The organism is Streptomyces sp. NPDC058650 (assembly GCF_042717315.1).
Taxonomy (GTDB): Bacteria; Actinomycetota; Actinomycetes; order Streptomycetales; family Streptomycetaceae; genus Streptomyces.
In genome coordinates this window covers 69,282-86,456 of the sequence record NZ_JBHXRL010000027.1, presented here as the reverse complement: position 1 = coordinate 86,456, position 17,175 = coordinate 69,282, and the positions used below count along the sequence as shown (strand labels likewise).

The 17,175-nt window shown below is 70.6% G+C and carries 16 protein-coding genes; 7 read left to right on the top strand and 9 right to left on the bottom strand.

Annotated features, from left to right (window positions below; all coding sequences use genetic code 11):
- Window positions 1-9: 9 nt before the first annotated feature.
- Complete coding sequence (gene panB / locus ACFWWU_RS33520) at window positions 10-873, bottom strand: 3-methyl-2-oxobutanoate hydroxymethyltransferase (RefSeq protein ID WP_384151633.1); 864 nt, start codon at window positions 871-873, stop codon at window positions 10-12.
- A gap of 432 nt (window positions 874-1,305) precedes the next feature.
- Here panB and ACFWWU_RS33515 point away from each other — a divergent pair, with 432 nt between their 5' ends.
- Complete coding sequence (locus ACFWWU_RS33515; RefSeq protein WP_384151630.1) at window positions 1,306-2,334, top strand: endonuclease/exonuclease/phosphatase family protein; 1,029 nt, start codon at window positions 1,306-1,308, stop codon at window positions 2,332-2,334.
- A 92-nt stretch (window positions 2,335-2,426) separates the two neighbouring features.
- Window positions 2,427-3,668, top strand: a complete 1,242-nt coding sequence (locus ACFWWU_RS33510) for an MFS transporter (protein ID WP_384151627.1) — start codon at window positions 2,427-2,429, stop codon at window positions 3,666-3,668.
- Here the strand turns inward: ACFWWU_RS33510 and ACFWWU_RS33505 are convergent.
- On the bottom strand, window positions 3,631-5,406 hold the full coding sequence (locus tag ACFWWU_RS33505; protein ID WP_384151624.1) for an NAD+ synthase: 1,776 nt from the start codon (window positions 5,404-5,406) through the stop codon (window positions 3,631-3,633). The genes ACFWWU_RS33510 and ACFWWU_RS33505 overlap by 38 nt on opposite strands.
- Before the next feature lie 113 nt (window positions 5,407-5,519).
- Between ACFWWU_RS33505 and ACFWWU_RS33500 the strand changes: the two genes are divergently transcribed.
- The 3 genes from ACFWWU_RS33500 to ACFWWU_RS33490 are packed head-to-tail and all read left to right on the top strand — an operon-like array spanning window position 5,520 to window position 8,768.
- Window positions 5,520-7,010: an APC family permease gene (locus ACFWWU_RS33500; protein ID WP_384151621.1), complete on the top strand. Its 1,491-nt coding sequence runs from the start codon at window positions 5,520-5,522 to the stop codon at window positions 7,008-7,010.
- A gap of 13 nt (window positions 7,011-7,023) precedes the next feature.
- Entirely contained in the window at window positions 7,024-7,851 is an 828-nt protein-coding gene (locus ACFWWU_RS33495) for a DUF998 domain-containing protein (RefSeq protein ID WP_384151618.1), read from the top strand.
- Complete coding sequence (locus ACFWWU_RS33490; protein ID WP_384151616.1) at window positions 7,848-8,768, top strand: alpha/beta fold hydrolase; 921 nt, start codon at window positions 7,848-7,850, stop codon at window positions 8,766-8,768. The genes ACFWWU_RS33495 and ACFWWU_RS33490 overlap by 4 nt, the downstream gene beginning before the upstream one ends.
- Here the strand turns inward: ACFWWU_RS33490 and ACFWWU_RS33485 are convergent.
- The 4 genes from ACFWWU_RS33485 to ACFWWU_RS33470 form a co-directional block, all read right to left on the bottom strand.
- Entirely contained in the window at window positions 8,753-9,163 is a 411-nt protein-coding gene (locus ACFWWU_RS33485) for a CBS domain-containing protein (RefSeq protein WP_384151613.1), read from the bottom strand. The genes ACFWWU_RS33490 and ACFWWU_RS33485 overlap by 16 nt on opposite strands.
- Window positions 9,164-9,337: 174 nt before the next feature.
- Window positions 9,338-9,964: a DUF305 domain-containing protein gene (locus ACFWWU_RS33480; protein ID WP_384151712.1), complete on the bottom strand. Its 627-nt coding sequence runs from the start codon at window positions 9,962-9,964 to the stop codon at window positions 9,338-9,340.
- A gap of 41 nt (window positions 9,965-10,005) precedes the next feature.
- Window positions 10,006-10,653 (bottom strand): DUF3105 domain-containing protein, encoded by a 648-nt coding sequence (locus tag ACFWWU_RS33475; RefSeq protein ID WP_384151610.1) that lies wholly within the window; start codon window positions 10,651-10,653, stop codon window positions 10,006-10,008.
- A 68-nt stretch (window positions 10,654-10,721) separates the two neighbouring features.
- Complete coding sequence (locus ACFWWU_RS33470) at window positions 10,722-11,054, bottom strand: hypothetical protein (RefSeq protein ID WP_384151607.1); 333 nt, start codon at window positions 11,052-11,054, stop codon at window positions 10,722-10,724.
- Window positions 11,055-11,352: 298 nt separating this feature from the next.
- Here ACFWWU_RS33470 and ACFWWU_RS33465 point away from each other — a divergent pair, with 298 nt between their 5' ends.
- Complete coding sequence (locus ACFWWU_RS33465) at window positions 11,353-12,714, top strand: glutamine synthetase family protein (RefSeq protein WP_015033133.1); 1,362 nt, start codon at window positions 11,353-11,355, stop codon at window positions 12,712-12,714.
- Between the two features lie 76 nt (window positions 12,715-12,790).
- Here ACFWWU_RS33465 and ACFWWU_RS33460 read toward each other — a convergent pair whose 3' ends face one another.
- A complete protein-coding gene (locus ACFWWU_RS33460; protein WP_384151605.1) occupies window positions 12,791-14,056 on the bottom strand; it encodes a tyrosine-type recombinase/integrase in 1,266 nt (421 codons plus the stop codon).
- 194 nt (window positions 14,057-14,250) lie between these two features.
- Between ACFWWU_RS33460 and ACFWWU_RS33455 the strand changes: the two genes are divergently transcribed.
- The gene (locus tag ACFWWU_RS33455; RefSeq protein WP_384151602.1) at window positions 14,251-15,009 is read left to right on the top strand and encodes a hypothetical protein; all 759 of its coding nucleotides are present in this window, start codon (window positions 14,251-14,253) and stop codon (window positions 15,007-15,009) included.
- A 36-nt stretch (window positions 15,010-15,045) separates the two neighbouring features.
- On the opposite strand, the gene ACFWWU_RS33450 is transcribed toward ACFWWU_RS33455, so the two are convergent.
- Together ACFWWU_RS33450 and ACFWWU_RS33445 are read right to left on the bottom strand one after the other, a co-directional pair.
- A complete protein-coding gene (locus ACFWWU_RS33450; protein ID WP_384151599.1) occupies window positions 15,046-15,267 on the bottom strand; it encodes a helix-turn-helix transcriptional regulator in 222 nt (73 codons plus the stop codon).
- A gap of 432 nt (window positions 15,268-15,699) precedes the next feature.
- Window positions 15,700-17,175 carry an ATP-binding protein gene (locus ACFWWU_RS33445; protein WP_384151596.1) on the bottom strand — a complete coding sequence of 492 codons (1,476 nt, stop codon included), beginning with the start codon at window positions 17,173-17,175 and terminating at the stop codon, window positions 15,700-15,702.

Below are 17,175 nucleotides of genomic sequence, written 5' to 3'. Positions count from 1 at the left end.
TCCGTCGAACTAGTGGAAGGTGTGCTCTTCGGCGGGGAACTCCCCGCCGGAGACGTCCTCCGCGAAGGCGCGCGCGGCGTCGCCGAGCGTCTCGCGGAGGTTGGCGTACTGCTTGGTGAAGCGCGGGACCTTGCCGCCGGTCAGACCGGCCATGTCGGTCCAGACGAGGACCTGCGCGTCGGTGCCGGCGCCCGCGCCGATGCCGATGGTCGGGATGTGCAGGGAGCGGGTGACCTCGGCGGCCAGCTCGGCCGGTACGAGTTCGAGGACGACCGCGAAGGCGCCCGCGTCCTGGGCCGCCTTGGCGTCGCTGAGCAGCCGGTGGGCGGCCTCGTCGGTACGGCCCTGCACCCGGTAGCCCATGGTGTTGACGGACTGCGGGGTGAGGCCGAGGTGGGACATGACGGGGATGCCGGCCTGGACGAGCAGCTCGGTCTGGGCCAGGGAACGCTCGCCGCCCTCCAGCTTGACCGCGTGGACCCCGGCGTCCTTGATCAGCCGGGTGGCGTTGCGCAGGGCCTGGACGGGCCCTTCCTGGTACGAGCCGAAGGGGAGGTCGCCGACGACGAGGGCGCGCTTCGTGCCCCGGACGACGGCGGCGGAGAGGAAGGTCATCTCGTCCATCGTGACCGGCACGGTGGTCTCGTAGCCGAGGTGACAGTTGCCCATCGAGTCGCCGACGAGGATCACGGGGATGCCGGCCTCGTCGAAGACGGAGGCGGTCATCGCGTCGTAGGCGGTGAGCATGGGCCACTTCTCGCCGCGGGCCTTGGCGGCGGCGATGTCGTGGACGGTGATGCGGCGCGTGCCCTTGCCGCCGTACAGCGCCTTGCTGCTGTCGGCGGACGGTTTCCGGGCAGCCTGAAGCGTCATGGGAAACGGCTCCTTCGTCATCTCGAGGCGCCCTGACGGCGTCCCCGGACCACATCCATGGTGGCACTTCGCCGGGCGGGCGGGGAAGTGGGCCGGAGTGGCGCTGTTCACACCGGTGCAACGTGTAGGCGCGTCGTGAAGCTTCCTTCACAAGCCCCCCGCTTCTCCGTACCGTCATCCGGCCCCCACCCGACCTGCACCCGGCCCGCACCCGACCTGCACCCGGCCCGCACCCGACCTGCACTCGCTCCGCACCCGACCCCCACTCGGCCCGTACGAATGTGCGCGTTCTGTCACAGGGCCGCCGCCCGCGTCACCTGCAGGAACCCGCCACGCACCAGTCTCGTCCCTGGGGGAGTACGACGGACCCGGGATCGCCTAGTGTCGGCACCGGGTCACGCAAGACGGCAAGGCAGCAGTGAGGACAGTGCGATGGCGCGGGTGGACATGACGGAGACCGAGTACGGCGGCGGCGAGAACGGGCGTCCCGGTTCCGGATCCCGGTTCCGGACCGCCCTCGACGGCCTCCGGCGCGACCGCGGCATCTGGCGCCGGGGCATCCTGATCGCCGCCGCGGCGGTGGCGCTGACCCTCCTGATGGTGTTCCACGCCGATATCCCCAACAGGATCGGCAACCTCGGCAGCCTGACCGAGACGTTCCTGCCGTGGCTGGGCCTCTTCGTCCCCCTGCTCCTCGTCCTCGCCCTGGTGCGCCGCTCCGCCACCGCCCTGATCGCCCTGCTGCTGCCGGCCGTGGTCTGGCTCAATCTCTTCGGCGGCCTCGTCGCCGACAAGTCGGCTTCCGGCGGCGACCTGACCGTCGCCACCCACAACGTGAACGCCGACAACCCGGACCCCGAGGGCACCGCCCGCGAGCTCGCCGCGTCCGGCGCCGACGTGCTGGCCCTGGAGGAGCTCAAGGGCGACATGGTCCCGACGTACGAGCGGGGCCTCGCGGAGGCGTACCCGTACCACTCCGTCCAGGGCACGGTCGGCCTCTGGAGCAAGCTCCCCCTGCGCGCCGCGCGGCCCGTCGACATCCGGATGGGCTGGACCCGCGCCATGCGCGCCGACGTGGTGACCCCCCAGGGCGAGGTCGCGGTGTACGTCGCCCACCTGCCGTCCGTCCGGGTCAAGCTGAACGCGGGGTTCACCGCCAATCAGCGTGACAACAGCGCCAACGCGCTCGGCGAGGCCATCGCCCGCGACAAGCACGAGCGGATCGTCCTCCTCGGCGACCTCAACGGCACCATGAACGACCGCTCGCTCAACGCCGTCACCTCGCAGCTGCGCTCCACCCAGGGCGCGGCCGGCGACGGCTTCGGCTTCAGCTGGCCGGCCTCGTTCCCGATGGCCCGGATCGACCAGATCATGGTGAAGGGTGTGGAACCGATGTCGTCCTGGGCGCTGCCGGAGACGATGAGCGACCACCTCCCGATCGCCGCCCGCGTGAAACTCTGACGCCATCCCCCGGAAGCCGCGGGGAAGAATCCACCTGAGAGTCTTTGTTCCGACGAAGAACTATCTTCGGGACATTCTGAAAGGCTCTCCCCATGCCCCTGGCGCTGCTCGCGCTCGCCGTCTCCGCCTTCGGCATCGGCACGACCGAGTTCGTGATGATGGGCCTCCTGCCCAACGTCGCCGACGACCTCGGCACCTCCGTCCCCACCGCCGGGTACCTCGTCTCGGCGTACGCGATCGGCGTGGTCGTCGGCGCCCCGCTGCTCACGGCCCTCGGCTCCCGGATCCCGCGCAAGCGGATGCTGCTCCTGCTGATGGCCCTGTTCGTCGTCGGCAACCTCGCCTCCGCGTTCGCCCCCGGCTTCGGCTGGCTCGTCGCCGGACGGATCCTCGCCGGGCTCCCGCACGGGGCCTTCTTCGGCGTCGGCGCGGTCGTCGCCGCCCGCCTCGTGCCCGAGGACCGGCAGGCGCGGGCGGTGGCCACGATGTTCCTCGGCCTCACCGTCGCCAACATCCTCGGCGTACCGGCCGCGACCCTCCTCGGCCAGCACCTCGGCTGGCGGTCGACCTTCCTCGTCGTCACCGTCATCGGCCTGCTCGCCATGGCCGCGCTCGCCCGCCTCGTCCCGTACGTCCCCGTGGACGAGCGGCAGGGCCTCGGCCGCGAGGTGCGCGCCCTCGGCCGCCCGCAGGTGCTGCTCGGCCTGCTCACCGCGGTCTTCGGCTTCGCGGGCGTCTTCGCCGTCTACTCCTATCTCGCCTCGATGACCACCGAGGTGATGGGCTTCGGCGAGTCCACCGTCACTGTCGTCCTCGCCCTCTTCGGCCTCGGCATGACCGGCGGGGCGCTCGCCGCGGGCCCGCTGACCGACCGGGCGCTCCGTCCGACCCTGTACGGCTCGCTCGCGGCCCTCGTCCTCGCCCTGGTCGCGTTCCGCTTCACCGTCCACGTGCCCTGGCTGGCCCTCGTCACGGTCGTCGTGCTCGGCGCGGTCGGCTTCATGACCACCACCCCGCTCCAGATGCTGGTCATGCGGAAGGCCAAGGACGCCCCGACGCTCGCCTCCGCCTCCAACCACTCCGCCTTCAACCTCGCCAACGCGGGCGGCGCCTGGGCGGGCGGGGCCGCCGTCGCCGCCGGCTGGGGCTGGACCTCCCCGGCCCTCGTCGGCGCGGGCCTCACGGTCGTCGGCCTGGCGATCGCGGCCGTCGCGGGCCTGCTCGACCGGGCCCCCGGGACGGCGGAGGGGGCCTCCCGCGTCGTGGCGGGAAGCCCCCTCGACACCGACAGGGTGGTCAGCGGGACGGCGTCGTCTCCCGCCAGCGGTTCGTGATCGGCAGCCGCCGGTCCTTGCCGAAGCCCTTCGCCGAGATCTTGGTGCCCGGCGGGTACTGGCGCCGCTTGTACTCCGCCGCGTCCACCATCCGCAGCGTGCGCGCGACGACCTCCTCGTCGAAGCCGGCCGCCACGATCTCGTCCTTGCCGCGGTCCGCGTCCACGTACAGCGCGAGGATCCCGTCGAGGACGTCGTAGTCCGGCAGCGAGTCCGTGTCGACCTGGCCGGGGCTCAGCTCGGCGCTGGGTGGCTTGGTGATCGAGCTCTCCGGGATCGGCGGGGTCATCCCGCGCTCCTCGGCGGCCCGGTTGCGCCAGCGCGCGAGCCGGAAGACGGTCGACTTGTAGACGTCCTTGATGGGCCCGAACGCGCCGACGGAGTCGCCGTACAGCGTCGAGTAGCCCACCGCCAGCTCGGACTTGTTGCCCGGCGCGAGGACGATGTGCCCCTCCTGGTTGGAGAGGGCCATCAGCGTCGTGCCGCGCAGCCGGGACTGGAGGTTCTCCTCGGCGAGGCCGGTGAGACCCAGCGAAGCCATGTACGCGTCGAACATCGGCTCGATCGACACCGTGCGGTAGTGGAGGCCGGTGCGGCGGGCCAGCTCGGCGGCGTCGCCGCGCGAGTGGTCGGAGGAGTACTTGGAGGGCATCGACACGCCGTACACGTTCCCCGCGCCGACCGCGTCGCAGGCGATCGCCGCGACGAGCGCCGAGTCGATGCCGCCGGAGAGGCCGATCAGGACCGAGCGGAAACCGTTCTTCGCGACGTACGCGCGCAGCCCCACGACCAGGGCCGAGTAGATCTCCTCGTCGTCGTCGAGCCGGTGCGCGTACCCGCCGGCGAGCTCCGGCTCGTACGCGGGCAGCGGCTTCTCGGAGAGCACGACCCGGTCGATCCGCAACCTGTCGACAACGCCGTCGCCCACGGTCCCCTCCGGGGCCTCGGGGTCGGCCGCCGGCAGCTCCAGGTCGAGGACCACGCTGCCCTCGACGAACTGCGGGGCGCGCGCGATCACTTCGCCGGCCGCGTCCACGACGATCGAGTCGCCGTCGAAGACCAGCTCGTCCTGGCCGCCCGTCGACGCCAGGTACGCCGTGACGCAGCCGGCCTCGCGGGCCCGCCTGCGGACCAGTTCGAGCCGCGTGTCGTTCTTGTTCCGCTCGTACGGAGAGGCGTTGACCGACAGGAGCAGCCCGGCCCGGGCGGCGCGCGCCGCCGGGACGCGGCCGCCCTCCTGCCAGAGGTCCTCGCAGATCGCCAGGGCCACGTCGACGCCGTGGACGCGGACGACCGGCAGCGTGTCGCCCTGGACGAAGTAGCGGTACTCGTCGAAGACGCCGTAGTTGGGCAGATGGTGCTTGGCGAAGCGCAGCGCCACCTCGCCGCGGTACAGCACGGCCGCGGCGTTCTCCGGCGAGCCGGCGGGCCTGCCGAGCCGCGGTTCGGCCCGCTCGGAGCGGTCGAGGTAGCCGACGACGACCGGCAGCTCGCCGAAGCCCTCGTCCGCGAGCCGCCGGGCGAGCCCGCGCAGGGCCTCCCGGGAGGCCTCGACGAAGGAGGACCGCAGGGCCAGGTCCTCGACGGGGTAGCCGGTCAGCGCCATCTCGGGGAACGCGACGAGATGCGCGCCCTGTCCGGCGGCGTGCCGGGTCCAGTGGACGATCGCCTCGGCGTTCCCGGCGATGTCTCCGACGGTCGAGTCGATCTGATTCAGGGCGAGGCGTAGTTGAGGCACCCGGCCAGTGTAATCGTCACACCGACGCGATGTCCCGGGAAACGCCCCGAACGGCTGCCGAGACCGCCCCTGCTCGACATGCGGCCCGCCCCCGCCCCACTGATCATGGGCCCATGACGACCACTGACGACCCGGCGGAGTCGGCGCGGCCGGCCGCCGGCGACACCGTGACGGCCCAGGACGACGGCACGAAGCGGCAGTTCATTTCCTGGCTGACGCTCGCCTTCATGACCACCGCGTCCGTCGCGAGCCTGCGGCCCTCGCCGGCGATGGCCATCTACGGCCTCGCCGCGATCTTCCTCTACCTGCTCCCGGCCATCGTCTTCCTGCTCCCCACCGCCCTCGTCGGCGCCGAGCTCGCCTCCGGCTGGTCCGGCGGCATCTACCGCTGGGTCAGCGAGGCCCTCGGCAAGCCGCTGGGCTTCCTCGCGGTCTGGTGCCAATTCGCCATGACCATCGCGTACTACCCGAGCCTGCTCGCGTACGTCGCCTCGACGTTCGCGTACGTCATCGACCCGTCCCTCGCCGAGAACGGCGTCTACGTCGCGATCGTCATCATCGTCATCTACTGGAGCGGCGTCTGGATCTCCTCGCGCGGTACGAAGACGATCGCCGGCCTCTCCTCCTTCGGCCTGATCATCGGCACCCTCATCCCCGGCGTGCTGCTCGTCGTCCTCGGCATGGTCTTCCTCGGCCAGGGCAACCCCTCCGCCCAGCCCATGACCGCCGACCACTGGCTCCCGCCGTGGACCGGCCTCGCGAGCCTGGTCCTCATCGTCAACAACTTCCTGTCCTACGCGGGCATGGAGATGAACGGCGTGCACGTCTCCTCGCTGCGCGACCCCAAGCGCGAGTACCCGAAGTCGATGTTCCTGGCGACCGGCCTCGTCCTGCTGATCTTCATCCTTCCGGCCCTCGCCATCGCCTGGGTCATGCCCTCCGCGCAGCTCAGCCTCACCGCCGGTCTCATGCAGGCCTTCCAGGCCTTCTTCGACCACTTCTCCATCGGCTGGATGACCAAGATCGTCGGCGTCATGCTGGTCTGCGCCGCCCTCGGCGGCATGCTCACCTGGCTCGCCGGACCCGCGAAGGGCCTCGTCCTGCTCTCCCGGCAGGAGGGCTACCTGCCGCCCGCGCTCCAGAAGTTCAACAGGAACGGCGTGCCGCAGAACATCATGATCGCGCAGGGCGTCGTCACCACCCTGATCGGCGTCCTGTACGCGTTCAGCGACGACGTCTCCAGCGCGTACTGGATGTTCTCCGTCATCACGGTGCAGATCTACCTGATCGCGTACCTCCTGATGTTCGTGGCCGTCGTCAAGCTCCGCAGGAGCCGGCCGGAGGTCGAGCGCGGCTTCCGTGTCCCCGCGGTCCAGTGGGTCGCCGGCATCGGCTTCGTCGCCTCGGTCGCCGCACTCGTCATCGGCTTCGTCCCGCCGGACCAGTTCGGCGACCAGCCGCTCTGGCGCTACCTGCTCATCGTCGGCGGCGGCCTGTTCGTCCTCGGCATCGCCATCCCGGCCGCGCTCCTCAAGTACCGCAAGCCCAGCTGGGTCCACCCCGACCACAGGGCCGACCAGGGGGAACCTTCCGGTACGTCCTGACGTTCGAACCACCATGCCCGGAAAGGCGCCCGGAAGGGCGACGAGAGCGGCCGCGGTCCTCCTGGGCCTCGGCGCGCTCGCGTACACCGCCTGGCTCCTCGAAGTCCTCGTCCGGACCGGGCTCGACCCGGTCCGGACGTACGTCTCCGAACTCGCCGCCGCCGACCAGCCCCTCGGCGGCCTCTTCCGCGCCACCGACCTGGCGGCCGGCCTCCTCGTCCTCGCCGGCGCGCTGACCGGGCTCGCCGCGACCCGCGGACCCCGCGGACCCCGCGGACCCCGCAGACCCCGCAGACACGGCGGACACGGCGGACACGGCGGACACGGCGGACACGGCGGACACGGCGGACGCGGCGGACACGGCGGACACGGCGGACGCGGCGGACACGGCGGACGCGGCGGACACGGCCCCTGGGCGCTCGGCGGCTGGATCGCCCTCGCCGTCTTCGGGGCCGCCACCGCCGTCGACTCGCGGCTCCCGCTCAGCTGCGCCCCCACCGCCGACCCGGAGTGCGCGGCGCGCGAGACCGCCGGCCTCGTGCCCGCCACCCATATGGCCCACGCCGTCAGTTCGAGCCTCGCCATGACCGGCGCCCTCGCCGCGATGGTCGCCCTGACCGTGGCCGCCCGCCGGTACGGCCACTGGCGCCCCCTCGCCCGTACCGGCCCCGCCCTCGTCGTCCTGGAGCTCGCCGCCACCGCCTGGACCCTGACGGCCGTCGCCGCCTTCGAGGCCGGCAAGGGCACGTGGTCGCTCGGCCTGGGCCAGCGGCTCCAGGTCCTCCTGGTGGCCGTCTGGCTCGCCGTCCTGGCCGGCTCACTGGGAAGGCGCGCGCGATGACCTTCGTACGGATCGGCGGAGTGGCCCACCATGTGGTCGTCGAGGGCTCGGGGCCCGTCGTCGTCCTGAGCGCCGGTCTCGGCCTGAGCTGGTTCGACTGGGACCCGGTCGTGCCGCTGCTCGCCCCGTACCGCACGGTCGTCCGCTTCGACCGCCCCGGCCACGGCCTCTCCGCCCCCGCGCAGGCCCCGCCGACGGCGGCGGGCGAGGCGCACCGGATCGCGTCGCTCCTGGACGCGCTCGGCGCACTCGGGGCACTCGGCGCACCCGACGTGCTCGGCGCACCCGACGTGCTCGGCGCGCCCGACGTGCTCGACGCACTCGGCGCGCCAGACGATCTCGACGTGCTCGAAGGCCGTCAGGACCCCGTCACCGTCGTCGGCCACTCCCTCGCCGGATTCCACGCGGAGGCCTTCGCGCGCCTCCACCCCACCCGTACGGCCGCGCTCGTCCTCGTCGACTCCTCGGTGGAGGAACACCCCCGCCCCTCCTCCCGTACGGCCGCGGTGTCCGAGGCCCTCGGCAGGGCGCTCTCCGCCGCCGGCGTACCGGCCGCGCTCGGCCCGGCGGTCCGCCGGGCGGCCGTACGAAGGGACCCGGCGCCCGGCGCACTGATCCGCCGCGTCTACCGCACCTCACGCGTCCTGCGCGGCGCCCTCCTGGAGAACGCCCACTACGGCGCCGTCGCCGCCGAACTCCTCGACCTCCGGGACCGCTTCCCCCTCCCGCCCGGCCTGCCCGTCACCGTCCTCGCCGCCCCCGACGGCTCCGCCCGCTGGGAACGCCGCCAACGCGCGCTGGCCCGAAGGCTCGACGCCTCCTACGAGGCGGTCGTGCCGTCGGGCCATCTGGTCATGCTGGACCGCCCGGACGCGGTGGCCCGGGCGGTGCTCCACCCAGGTCAGGTCGCGGCGTAGACGCTCGTGCAGAACGCCTTGATCTGCTCGTCCGACAGATGCTGGGCCAGGTCGGCCTCGCTGATCATGCCGACGAGCCGCTTGCCCTCGATGACGGGGAGCCGACGGATCTGGTGGCTCTGCATCTCCTCCAGAACCGCGCCCACGTCGGCGCCGGCCTCGACCCAGCGGGGCGTGCCCTTCGCCATCTCGCCGCAGGTGATCTTCGCCGGATCGTGGCCCATGGCCACACAGCCGATCACGATGTCGCGGTCCGTGATGATGCCGCAGAGCCGCTCGTTCTCGTCGGCGATGGGCAGCGCGCCCACGTTCAGATTGCGCATCATCTGCGCGGCGGTCTCGTGAGCCGGGATCCACTGGGCCCCGGGATGCATGATGTCCTTCGCCGTGGTCATGAGCTGCGTACCTTTCGTCGAACGTCGTCACACGAACGTCCCCGAGCCCACTCATTGTCGGCGCACGGCACGGCCCCCGCGACCGCAGCGGGTCACGGGGGCCGGACGGCCGTGCGGGACCAGGCCCCAACCGGCTCCATGCGGCTCCATTCGGCTCCGCACGGCTCCGCGGGATCAGGCCCCGCGCTTCCTGAGCATGTCCGCCATCAGCAGGATCTCGGACTGCTGCGCGTCGACCATGCCCTGGGCGAGATCGCGCTCGACGCCCGGGGCGCACTTCTGCACGCAGCCCTGCGCCATGTGGACCCCGCCCTTGTGGTGCTCGGTCATGAGCTTCAGGTACAGGACCTCGGCCTCCCGGCCACTGGCCTCGCGCAAGGCGTCCATCTGCGCGTTGGTCGCCATGCCGGGCATCAGCGCGCCGTCCGCACCGGCGCCCGTCCCCATGCCCATCCAGGTCATCGGCTCGACCCCGGACTGGAGCTTGGGCAGCCCCCAGATGTCCAGCCAGCCGAGCATCATGCCCCGCTGGTTGGCCTGGGTGTTCGCGATGTCGTACGCGAGTCGGCGGACCGACTCGTCCCGGGTGCGGTCCCGGACGATGAACGACATCTCGACGGCCTGCTGGTGGTGGACGGACATGTCCCGGGCGAAGCCGGCGTCCGCGGAGTCCGTGGCGGGAGTACGCGGCGCCTCGTCGCGCTCGGCGGAGGCGACCGTGACGGCGCCCCCGGCGAACAGCAGCGCGAGCGCGACGGCGGTGATCGCCGCCCACTGCGTCCGCCCGGGCCCGCGCCGCACGGCTGGCGCGAACTCCTCTTCGGCCTCCGTGCTCTCCCCGCTCACTGACCGACCCCGCCGGTGCAGGCGGCGCCCGGCTCGGGGGTCTGCGGACCCTGCACGTACTTCGTGAAGAAGGCGTCGATCCGCGGGTCGGTGGCGCTGTCCACGGTCACCTGCTTGCCCCAGGCGGACAGCATGATCGCCCCGGCCTGGTCGTCCACGGGGCTCATCAGCGTGTACTTGGTCTTGCCGACCTTCTCGGACAGCTTCTCCACGTCGGCCTTGTCGGCCTTCTTGTTGTACGTCACCCAGACGGCGCCGTGCTCCAGCGAGTGCACGGCGTTCACCTCGTTGATCGCCTTGTCGTAGACCACGCCGTCGCAGTTCATCCAGACCGGGTGGTGGTCACCGCCGACCGGCGGCTTCATGTCGTACTTCACGGCGGTCTCGACGTGGTTGCGGCCGAGCTTCTTCGCGTCCCAGGTCTGTTCGGCCTTGATGGGGGCCTTGGCGGCGGCCTCCTTCGCGTCCTGCTCGTCGGACTTCTTCATCAGCACGAAGGTGCCGAAGCCGACGAGGCCGAGGACGACGACTCCGGAGACGCCGATGGTGATGAAGCGGTTGCGACGCTCGCGGGCCTGCTCGGCGCGGCGCATCTCCTCTATTCGGGCGCGGCGGTCGGCGTTGGAGGAGCGGTTGGCGGCCATGGTGATGTCGTCCTTCTGGAGAGAGGGGGGTGGAGTTCGGAGCGAGACACGAGGGGGAGGGGGTGCCCTTATGTCCGGAGAACTTGAAGGACGTGCAGGTCCGGCGCGCGCGGCCGGACGCCGGGGCGGCGGGCCGGGCCGTCACCGGCGGGCGGGTCGAGGCGCGGCAGCCGGCCCTCCGTGTGGAGCGGGGGGTCGAGCGGGGGCGCGCTGAGCACCGCGGGGGAGAGGGAGGGGACGAGGGAGCAGCCGCCGCGGTCGTACGGACAGATGTACTCGGCCACGACCGCCGACGCCCGCGCGCCGTACGTCTCCGGTGCCGCCGCGTGATGCGGATCGGTCCCGGGCCCGGGACCCAGACAGACGAAGAGCGCGGCGAGGAGCGTCGCCACGGCACTCATCAGTGCCATGGGACGCGCGTGTCGGAACAGGCGTACGAGCCGCGGGGCCCCCATGGGCGCAGATCGTAGTGGGCGCGGACCCTCCGTGGGCCGAATGGGGTACCACTCGGTGCCGGTGAACGGCCACGACACGACCGGACGACCGCCGTCCACCTGCCTCGCGTTACCTGCGTCACACCCGAGCAGGCACTATGGGTGTGCAACGTGCGCGAAACCATGTGGTGGGATGCTCAGGTGCCCCCCGATGTACCGGAGGCGGTGGGAGCAGGCGGCCTGACCAGCAAGGATGGGTGTGGAAATGGACAAGCAGCAGGAATTCGTGCTCCGTACGCTCGAGGAGCGCGACATCCGCTTCGTGCGCCTGTGGTTCACCGACGTGCTGGGCTTCCTCAAGTCGGTGGCCGTGGCGCCCGCCGAGCTTGAGCAGGCCTTCGACGAGGGCATCGGCTTCGACGGCTCGGCGATCGAGGGCTTCGCCCGCGTATACGAATCGGACATGATCGCCAAGCCGGATCCGGGGACCTTCCAGATCCTGCCGTGGCGCGCCGAGGCCCCGGGCACGGCCCGGATGTTCTGCGACATCCTGATGCCGGACGGCTCGCCGTCCTTCGCGGACCCGCGCTACGTCCTGAAGCGGGCCCTGGCCAAGACGTCGGACCTGGGCTTCACCTTCTACACGCACCCCGAGATCGAGTTCTTCCTCCTGAAGGACAAGCCGCTCGACGGCACGCGGCCGACCCCGGCCGACAACTCGGGCTACTTCGACCACACCCCGCAGAACGTGGGCATGGACTTCCGCCGCCAGGCGATCACGATGCTCGAATCGATGGGCATCTCGGTGGAGTTCTCCCACCACGAGGGCGCGCCGGGCCAGCAGGAGATCGACCTCCGCTACGCGGACGCCCTCTCCACGGCGGACAACATCATGACGTTCCGCCTGGTCATGAAGCAGGTCGCCCTGGAGCAGGGTGTCCAGGCCACCTTCATGCCGAAGCCGTTCTCGGACTACCCCGGCTCGGGCATGCACACCCACCTCTCCCTCTTCGAGGGCGACCGGAACGCCTTCTACGAGTCGGGCGCCGAGTACCAGCTCTCCAAGGTGGGCCGCTCCTTCATCGCGGGCCTCCTGAAGCACGCGGGCGAGATCTCCGCCGTCACCAACCAGTGGGTCAACTCGTACAAGCGCATCTGGGGCGGCTCCTCCCGCACGGCCGGCTCGGGCGGCGAGGCCCCCTCGTACATCTGCTGGGGCCACAACAACCGCTCGGCCCTCATCCGCGTCCCCATGTACAAGCCGGGCAAGACGGGTTCGTCCCGCGTCGAGGTCCGCTCCATCGACTCGGGCGCCAACCCCTACCTGACGTACGCGGTCCTCCTCGCCGCCGGCCTCAAGGGCATCGAAGAGGGCTACGAACTCCCGGCGGGCGCCGACGACGACGTCTGGGCCCTCTCCGACGCGGAACGCCGCGCGATGGGCATCGAGCCGCTCCCGCAGAACCTCGGCGAGGCGATCGCCCTGATGGAGAAGAGCGAACTGGTCGCGGAGACGCTCGGCGAGCACGTCTTCGACTTCTTCCTCCGCAACAAGAAGCAGGAGTGGGAGGAGTACCGCTCGGAGGTCACCGCCTTCGAACTCCGCAAGAACCTGCCGGTGCTGTAAGCGCAGGTCAGAGTAGGTAGAACCCGGAACTTGACGATCAGGGCCGACGGTGGTGAACCGTCGGCCCTGAGTCGTCTCATCTCTCCTGGGCCGTCTGTGGGCCGTCCGGCGTCACACCGGCGGCCTCGTACATGCCGTCCACGGCCCTCCGGGTGCGCCCCTCACTGCTCGGCATGAGGTGGGTGTAGACGCGGAGGGTGAACCCGGGGTCGCTGTGGCCCAGGTACGTGCTCAGCGCCTTGATGTTCTCGCCTGAGTCGAGGAGGACGGAGGCGTAGAAGTGCCTCAGCGCGTGCATCCCGTGCTTGCGGGCCGCCTGGTGACGCTCGCCCTCTCTAGGCTCCGGAATGACGCCGGCCTGGACGAGAGCGAGCTTCCACACCCGCGTATTGAAGTCGGTCCGCCGAACTGCTCCGCCGCCCGTGAGAGAGAAGAACAGCCGCTTCGTTACGAGCGGCCCGTCCGGCTTTAACCACGGCAGGGAGACGTCGACAGGCGGGAACTCCTCGGCGTGCTCGCGGAGGATTCGGGCGACCTGGCGGGGGAGAGGGACATCGCGCTCCTTTCCGCGCTTCGGCGGGCTAAATACGAGACGACCGTTGACCACCTTCACCTGGTTGGCCACGTGCAGCCATCCGGTGTCGTACCGGACGTGCTCCACCGCGAGACCGAAGATCTCTCCCTGGCGGAGTCCGCAGCCTCCTCCGATGTCGACCATCGCCTGATATCGCTTCGGGAGTGCAGAGCGAACTGCGAACAGCCGATCCGAGGCCCATGGCCTCACTCGGGGCTCTACCGGTGCCGGCGCCCGAACCGAGCGGGACTTGCACGGGTTCTTGGAGAGCAGCTCGTCGTCCACGGCTGCGGCCAGGACGGCGGAGACGCTGGCGAAGATGACGCGCCGGTACGAGGACACGGGTAGCGCTGACTCCAACTCCTTCAGCCAGTCCCGGATGTGTTCGGGCCTGAAGGAGTCGATGGGGCGCGTCCCGATGTACGGGAATGCGTGGAGCCGCAGGTGGACGTTCACCGATGTGCGTGTCGTGTGGTCGGTCGTCTGCGAGTTGAGCCATTTCTCGCCGTACTGCCGGAACGTGGTCCGTCCGGCGGAGGGGTCGATGTACTGGCCCCGGGACATGTCGGCCTCGATGGCGGAGAGCCACTTCTCGGCGAGGCGCTTCTGCCTGTCGGGGAAGCTCTTGGACTTCTCGGTGCCGTCGGGGCCGATGTACCTGGCGCGGTAGCGCATGCCGATGCCGTAGCGGTCGGTCTTGATCCGGACAGGCCTTCCGTCGGGGCCGGTCTCGTTCTTGAACCAACGGTCCTGGATGTGGCCAGCCATCGGGGCTGTGGCTCCTTTCGGAGTACGCGAAGGCCCATGGCGCTCCGGTTGGGAGCACCACGGGCCGAAAGGGGGAACTAGGCCGTGTCTCATTGATCAGGTGGATGATCGCCCTGGCCTGACCAGCGGCGTGGCGGCTGGTTGCTTGATTGCGAACCCATGCAAGGTGGCGGCATCCTCAAGAGGGAGAGCGCATGGATCAGGAGACGCCGCCGAGTACGGGTGCGCCGGATGGAGAGGGCCGCCCCGACCAGTCCCGCGGTAGCCGTCTGCAGAGCTGGCAAACATTGCTGGCTGCCTTGGTTACTGCGGCGGCAGCGGTGATCGGCGTCCTACTCACGAGAGGGTCCGATGACTCGGAACCGCCGCGCATCGAGTCCACCGACGAGATCAGGCAGGAGGCATACATCACTAAGGCGCGGTCCGGACCGCACCCGAATCTGCCTTCGCCAGCCGTGGCGTGGCATCTTGAGGGAACGTTCAAGAACCTCGAGCCTGGAACAGCTGTAGTCGGTCTCCTGGGGCCTGAGATGGCTGCTGGCAATGGAGAACGGTGGGTAGTCGCCAACGCCGTCCTAAACAGAAGCCGCGGCACCTGGACGGTGGATCTCCGGCTGCGGCGTCCGGCGAAGAGCATCGCGTACCAAGTCGGTACAGCCTCGGAGGACCTTTGGAAGGAGTGCACTGCCGAGACGGAGTGCCTCGCTGGCCCCCGTGAGAGCAGCCCGAGCCCGACGGAGCAGGACGCTACCGCCGAGCCCGAGCCCGAGTCGTCGGGGGAGCAGGACCTTACTGCCGAGCCCCTGCCCCCGCCCCCGCCCGAGTCCGAGCCATCGGGGGAGGCCGACGAGGGAGCACTGGAATCCCCGGTGGACGGGCTCACCCCCACGACACCCCTCACCGACACCAAGACGGGCCAGGAGTACTCATCGCCCCCTCCTGGCCAGGAATGACTGAATCGCTGTCCCTGGGCGTCAAAGAGAGAGGCCCTAGGCAGCGGCGTCGAGGTCGCTCTGCTGGATGACCCATGCCTGGACGGCTGTGGGGTCGTAGCGGACGTGGCGGCCGACGCGGAATCCGGGCGGGCCGGTGCGCTGCTTTCGCCAGTGGTAGACGGTTTCCAGGGGCACGCCGAACAGCTCGGCGATGTCATCGGGGGTGAGGTAGCGGTCGGGGAGTCCGGCCCGCAGGGTGGTCACGGCGGATGCCATCCGCGGCTCTCCTCTCAGATGTGTCCGAGGTCGGGATTTCTGCGTCATCGCGTCATTCGCGTCACTCATTCGTCTGACCTGCGGGTTTCAGTGACGCAGGGGTGGTCGGCCTGCGTCACTGGTGACGCAGGCTCTCCGTCACCGGTGACGCGGGTGACGCGGAGTGACGCAGACTTTGGCGTCTGCGTCACCGCCGTAGCGGCAGGTCAGGTGCCGTTTGGGGCCGTCTGTGACACAGGTGACGCAGCGTTTCTCTCTTAGGAAAGAGAGAGGGTGGTGTCTGTGGTTGTGCGTGCCTTAGAGCGTGAAGAGGGAGCCGCTGCGCGGCACGTTCCTTGCAGCGGCGGTACCCCGCCGAAGAACAAGAGGAGCACCACCCGGCGGGGCGGGGCCGTGCTCCTCTTGCTTGTGCGGCGGCCCGTGCGGCGCGGTCTAGAACATCTCGCGCTGCTCGTCCGGCGTCGGCGGTGTGGGGCGGGTCATTTCGATGTAGCGGGCGGTCTTGGTGCGGCCCCAGTCGACGACGACGCCGCGTGCGGCGAGGACGGGCTGGAGGCGCTTGAGGCGGTCGGAGAGGACCTTTCCGGTGGTGGGCCACCCCTTGGGTGCGATGCGGAGGCCTTCGCGGGTGTAGAGCTGGGTGAGGCAGTGCAGCCACTCGGACGATGTCATCCGGACGTCCGTGCCCGGGTCGATGCCGGCGGCGTGGTCGAGGACGGTCTGTGCGAGGACGTCTCCTTCGATGACGTCGTCGTTGAGGTCGTCCAGGCTGGTCCGGTAGGCGTCCAGCGCGCCGAAGCCGGTGGCGGCGTCGAGCTGGGCGCACAGGTGGGCGAAGTCGGCCATGCGCAGGTCGGTGGGGATCTGGGCCTGGGCGGCGCGGACCTTGACGGTGAGGTCGAGCAGGGAGCCGAGGATGACCGGGAGGATCTCCTCGAACTCCGCCCACAGTTCCGCCTCGGTGCGCCGGATGCGGGGGCGTTCGAGGCGGAGGGGGAGGAGGCGTTCGGCGAGGTCGGGGCGGATGACGCCGACGTCGATTCCGGTCAGGAGCAGGGGCTTGCGGTAGCGGGAGCGCACGACGTCGCCGTCGGTGAACAGGGCCCGCTTGATGGTCTCGGCGCCGGTGACGATGCAGCACATCAGGTCCGAGAGGTCCGGGCCGAGGTGGGAGAGGTTGTCCAGGGCGGTGACCCATCCGGCGGCCACGGCGGCGATGAGGTTGTCCTCGTCCTTCGGGGCGCGGCGCAGGTCGCTGCTCATGCCCTCGATGATCCGCAGGAGCATCCGGGCGCCGGTGGACTTGCCCGCGCCCTGGGGGCCGGTGAGGAACGGGGCGGGGACGGGCACGGACGGCCCCAGGCAGCCGATGAGCCAGGCGATGGCCAGGCTTTCGGTCTGGGCGTTGGCGAAGTTGCACAGCCGCATCAACAGGTCGATGCCCTTGCCGTCGGTGTCCTTGGTCGGCAGGGGCAGCTCTCCGGTGAGCTGGGTGCGGCGCCAGCACACCTCGGCCGGGTCGGGGGTGAGGATGTCCCAGCCGGTGGGGTGGATGCGGACGGACTTGCCGTCGTTGCGGCCGAGGTCGAGCCAGGTCGCTCCGTCGAATCCGGGGGCGACGCGGATGTGGACGGGCTGTACCTGCTCGGTGATGGCCAGTGCTTCGATCAAGTCCAATGCCTCCTTGAGTGCGGTTCCGTTGAAGACGCCGTAGCCGTCCTTGAACAGGCCGACCATGAGTTCCTGGCGGTGGCTGCCCGTCGTTCCCTGGGAGCGGATCGGGCGGGCGACGGGGTGGCCGTTGCGCTGCGCGTACACGGTGCCGTCGGCGGTGCGGAAGTACCGGAAGTGGGCCTGGGCGTAGTTGGAGATGACTTCGCGGGCCGGGTTCTTCTCGTCCTCGGGCAC